Raw genomic sequence first — 5468 nt, forward strand, 5'->3', positions numbered from 1 at the left:
TTCCATGTCACATGTGACACAGAAGATCTGCAATGAAATTGCACACAAATTAAATACGCGCCCACGCAAAAGACTTGGGTATAGAACACCAACGGAGTATATTCATGCGCATCTGTAAAAAGTGTCGCACTTCAAACTTGATACTAAGAGCCGAATACACTGTACAACATGCTTCTTTAAGCAAACTTTGAGAATGATGTACTTTTAGCTGGCGCAATTACGTAGCTAATAGTCAATTCATCTTTATCATCACCATGCCTAGACCTATACAGGACTTGTTCCACTTTCAACGCTAAATAATAACCATTGGTATTCTGTAAAACTGCAATTTCACCGACTCGTAAACTAGAGCTTCTTTCCTCAAGATAAAACGAAGAATCAGTAGCATCAACAATGTCGGATATTTCTTTGAAACTTTCGGGAACTATTGATAAAGAATGGATAGATTCAGGGTCATTGTATATCCATATAGAGCCCGAACCACATCTAGACCAATACAATTCAAAAGCCATTTCTCCCTCACCAACCCAATAACGGCCGTTATTAGCTGTCGGATTAACAGTAACTTTGGACTTTGTAGCAGGGTTACTAAAAGATGCAGGCACATCAAAAGTGATTGGGTTTATGGGAGAAACTTCTCTAGCAAAGGGACTCGAACCTCTCTTAGGTCGTGGTTTTACGGATTTCCCCCACAGGTTGCTAATGAGCTCGCAGTAACTATTTTCGTAATCTAATGGCTCAAAACTTAGATATAACTTGCTAGAAACAAACGTCGGAGTCTTATTGGGTGAGTCATTATTAACAACTATAGGGATTACCCTGTTACTTCCCAAATCTGCCATTATTTGAGCAGTAATTATCATTTTTTCATAACCGACACCACCACTGCGCATGTCATTAGCTTTTTTTACATACGACTCCGTACATATTAAAACAACTCTATCTGCATCAGTTAGACCAGATTCCATAAAATAAGGTAGGTCATCGCCAACTCTCAAATCCCATTGGTCTAGTGTCACTGCAACTCCATTTTCTTCTAAACGTGTTGCTAGCGCTAGAACCCACGCTTTATGTTCTTCACTATCATGAGAGTAAGAGAAAAACACTTTAGGTACTTGCATCTGATTAACCTTAAACTATCTACTAAAATTTAACTTCCAAAGACTTATGCCCAACTAGGCTTATAACGCCCTGCTAAGGGGTGAGCAACGCAATACTGAAGCCGCCGCAAACCACCTTAATCACTAAACTCAACGCATCGTAAAAATGCTACGCGTTGCGAATCCCTCTTGAGCAGTTTGTTAGTCGCGAGGCACCGAGCGACAATTTTAAGCCGAACCAAGCTTTGCGAACAACAAACTTTATGTGCTTTGATGCACTTAAGTCAGGCGTAGTATCAAAGCGGCTAGTCAATGAAACCACTTGGAACAAACAACGTCGTAGAAAACGGACTGACAACACCAAAAAACGCTTTTGGAAAACCAATCTCACAGTGCGGACTTTCAACAAAATCACTGAAACCACGTGGAACTTACCACACCAGAGAAAACGTCTTTTCAGCGAGTAAATCGGCTTTTGTACCAACAAACTCACCGAGCAGAGTTGCAGCCAAAAACAAATTCTCGATTGCCCTGTTCTGTCAGCACCAAAGAACTAAACAACCGCTAGGACACTTGCAAAACTGTGGACTTTAAACAGTTGAAACTGAGTTTTGACCATCGACGATGAATCTTTATACCAAACAAACAGCTGCCAAATTTTAAGCTCAGAAACATGATTTTGATTGCTAGCTTTTTCTGGCGACTAACGTCCAATTAACGTGTGAGCAGCGCAGACACTGAACTTGAACACTGCGCCGTAAACACTAAATTCAACCCGAAGTGAGAGCGCCAAGCGTTGCGAATCACTGTTGAATTGTTTGTTATGTTTTACCACAAGTTACTGACTTAATTGAGAAAGAACTGCTATTTCTGACTAATTTTCTGAACCAAGCCACAAGGTAAGAAGTGACTTGACCACCAAAGGCGGCCAACCTAAAACGAATAGTTCCACTTCCCTGCCCAATGAGGTAACCCGAGCAACTAACAACAAGCGCCCTTTCTTTCCAACCAAAGCGCAAAACAATGCTGAATTGCCGAGGCAACTGCCAAACCGAAATGCTACTTGGCAAAGAACCTAAAAGCGACTTTAAGCCAGTTAAACCCGAAGCCAACCACCACGACCTGACAATGAAGCAACCCGCGAACATTGGCATGTTTTACGGGCTGAGTGATTCAAGAACTTAGGCCGACAATGCGGATTTGCTGAGTCTACTAGGGACGAATTGCCAGAGGGACAAAGAACTAAAGCCTAAGACCTTTAAGCCTTTGAATTTCAAGTAAACATAACGCCCAATTAAGTAGTGAACAACGCGACCACTTAACTAAAACATTGTGCCGTAAACACCAATGCCGATTCAAACCAAAATTGCCAAGCGTTGTGAATCTGCTTAAATTGTTTGTTATGTTTTACCACAACTCACTGACTTACTTGAGAAAGAACTGCTGTTTTAAACTAGGTTTCTGAACCAACCCACAAGGCAAGAACCAGCTTGGCCTCCAAAGGCGACCAACCTAAAACAAGTATGAACACTTCCCTGCCCAATGAGGCAACTCGACTAAGCCCCAACAAGTACCCTTTCTTTCCAAACAAAGCGCAAGACAATGGTAAATTGCCGAGACTACTGCCAAGGTAGGATGTTGCTTGGGAAATATCCTCACAGCAACTTTAAGCCAGAGAAACATAAACCTAGCCTACTCGCCCTGACAATGAAGCAACCCACGAATATTTGCATGTTTTACGGCCTAAGAAGTTCAAGAACTTATGCCGACAATGCTGATTTGCTGAGTCTACTAGGGAATAATTGCCAGAGGGACAAAGAACTAGAGCCTAAGATGTTTAAGCCTTTGAAATACAAGTAAACATAACGCCCTGTTAAGGTGTGAGCAACGCAATACCGATGCCCCCGCATACCGCCTTAAACACAAAACGCAACGCATAGCAAAAATGCCAAGCGTTGCGAATCTGCTTAAATTTATTGTTATACGCCTATTTCAGTACACCCGATTGAACTGCGTTATTGAGCCTAGACTCGACTTCTCGCCACAGCAAATTACTACCTTTGGAAATGCGTTCGCCATTAAAGGCAAAAACTTTTTCTTTGGCTATATTGTGTTTCTTCCAGCCATGACCTTCACCATGAATGTTGTGAAGTAAAGGGGGAACTCGATCGATTGCCTTAGCAAAGCGTGCTTCGGGGCTGACACCTTCTTCAAACTCTTCCCAGAGATTAGAGAACTCTTCTCGGCTTGCTTCTGGCAATAGTCGAAATAACTTCTGTATGCATGACCTTTCGAGTTGTTTGTTTTCTTCTGTTTCAGCAGAGTAAATAACCGTATCACCGGCCTCAATTTCACCCAAGTCATGGATGAGTAGCATTTTCATGACACGAACGATATCAACTGCTTCATTAGCAAAATCTTTGAGTAAAAGAGCACTCAGACAAACATGCCAGCTATGTTCTGCTGAGTTCTCATATCTGTCTAACCCTACAGGTTTAGTTTGTCTTTCTATCGATTTAAGTTTCTCGACCTCTACCATAAAGTCGACTATTCCCTTAATTTCTTCCACACTAAGTCCTTTTGATGTGCAATATTTGATTGACGTATAACGCCAAATTAAGTAGTGAGCAACACTACCACCTTACTAAACCATTGCACCGTAACCACAAATCTCAACTTGAATTGATAATGCCGAGTGTTGCGAATCTGTCTTAAATGCCTTGTTAGGTTACCTACATGATGCAGCCAAAGTTTAGCACCAAGGTGCTGAATTAGTTACAAAACTACTGGCTTTGGCCGCAGATGTAAAACTGAAAACTACGAAACTCAAACCCCACTAACAAAACGAACTTGGCTAAGAAGCGACATGCGCTAGACAACCAAAATTGAAGATCTCGAACTGACAAAGGATTCGTTTAACCAGCCTGACAACCAAATGCGACTAAAAACCAATATTCACGGATTAGTCACCAAGAAAAAGAAACCACACCAAAGAACTATCACGAAAAAGTTAGAGCCAGTAAGTGACTACGCAACCGCAAACGCTTCACATATAGTGCCACCGGAAAGGTCGTGAGGTTAGTAAACCAACAGGTGAAAATCACAATCACCAGACAAGCTCTCGGAATAAAACCCCTTTTCTACTCTTGTAAACTAACGCCGCATTAAGTAGTGAGCAACACTACCACCTTACTAAACCGTTGCACCGTAAACACAAAACTCAACTTGGATTGAAAACGCCGAGTGTTGCGAATCTGTCTTAAATGCCTTGTTAGTTTACCTACATGATGAAGCCAAAGTTTAGCGCCAAGATGCTGAATTAGTTATAAAACTACTGGCTTTGGACGCAGATGTAAAACTGAAAACTACAAAACTCAAACCCAACTAACAAAACGAACTTGGCTAAGAAGCGACATGCGCTAAACAACCAAAATTGAAGATCTCAAACTGACAAAGAATTGGTTCGACCAACTCGACAACCAAGTACGACTAAAACCAATATTCACGGATTAGCGACCAAGAAAAAGAAGCCACACCAAAGAACTATCACGAAAAAGTTAGAGCCAGTAAGTGACAACCCAACCGTGAACGCTTCCCATATAGTGCCACCGGAAAGTTACTGTGATTAGCAAACAAACAGGTGCAAAGCACAATAACCGGACAAGCTCTTGGAATAAAATCCCTGTTCTACTCTTGTAAACTAACGCCGCGTTAAGGGGCGCAGGCACGCACTACAAAAGTGACCGCATTACGCCTTAACCACTAAACAAACTGCAAACCGAAAATGCCACGCGTGCCAAGTCCCTCTTTAACGCTTTGTTATGTTCGTAGTTCAAGTTTGACTTGTGTAGCCTCTAAATCTGTTAAATCGTAGAACTTTCGTTTTGCTATGGCCTTCACTGGGTTGTCTAGCTTTCTGATATTACGTAATTTCCACGCCAACCAGCCATTTGCAAACTCTGATTCATCACAGCCTGAAAGCTCACAATCCTCTTTCACCCACGGCTCACACGCGACAATATCAACAACAGCGACAACCCACCCTGTCAAATCTTCATCACCTTCTGTCGTTAGCCGTCTGCGATTTTGGACCAGAGCAACATTGAGCATTGGTAACACTTCTGGATGCCAAGTTCTGATTTCCAGCAACTTGGTTTGGTTCGCGATCATTGTCCCCCAAGGCTCAACTACAGATAGAGCTTTCACATTTTTCTCCAAAGAACATAACGCCCAATTAAGTTGTGAGCAACGCTGCCACATTGCCTAAGCACTTCACCGTAATCACCAAACTGATTGAAACCGAAAGTGCCGAGCGTTGCGAATCAGCTTGAATTGTTTGTTAGGCAAATTTTCTGCATACTCACTAAC

The 5468-nt window shown here is 42.1% G+C and carries 4 protein-coding genes and 1 pseudogene; 2 read left to right on the forward strand and 3 right to left on the reverse strand.

Going from position 1 to position 5468, the window contains the following annotated elements:
- Positions 1–118, forward strand: a pseudogene (locus tag ELS82_RS23110) (IS30 family transposase); the annotation flags it as partial.
- Positions 119–176: 58 nt separating this feature from the next.
- Here ELS82_RS23110 and ELS82_RS23115 read toward each other — a convergent pair.
- Positions 177–1121 (reverse strand): toll/interleukin-1 receptor domain-containing protein, encoded by a 945-nt coding sequence (locus ELS82_RS23115; RefSeq protein ID WP_134837537.1) that lies wholly within the window; start codon positions 1119–1121, stop codon positions 177–179.
- 1002 nt (positions 1122–2123) lie between these two features.
- On the opposite strand from ELS82_RS23115, the gene ELS82_RS26495 reads away from it, so the two are divergent.
- Complete coding sequence (locus ELS82_RS26495) at positions 2124–2285, forward strand: hypothetical protein (protein ID WP_167489492.1); 162 nt, start codon at positions 2124–2126, stop codon at positions 2283–2285.
- A gap of 802 nt (positions 2286–3087) precedes the next feature.
- Here the strand turns inward: ELS82_RS26495 and ELS82_RS23140 are convergent.
- Both ELS82_RS23140 and ELS82_RS23145 read right to left on the reverse strand, forming a co-directional pair.
- Entirely contained in the window at positions 3088–3669 is a 582-nt protein-coding gene (locus ELS82_RS23140) for an HD domain-containing protein (protein ID WP_134837539.1), read from the reverse strand.
- A 1250-nt stretch (positions 3670–4919) separates the two neighbouring features.
- Positions 4920–5306: an ASCH domain-containing protein gene (locus tag ELS82_RS23145; protein WP_134837540.1), complete on the reverse strand. Its 387-nt coding sequence runs from the start codon at positions 5304–5306 to the stop codon at positions 4920–4922.
- Positions 5307–5468: the final 162 nt, after the last annotated feature.

Origin of the sequence: Vibrio ouci, from assembly GCF_004551525.1 — a bacterium.
Lineage (GTDB): Bacteria > Pseudomonadota > Gammaproteobacteria > Enterobacterales > Vibrionaceae > Vibrio > Vibrio ouci.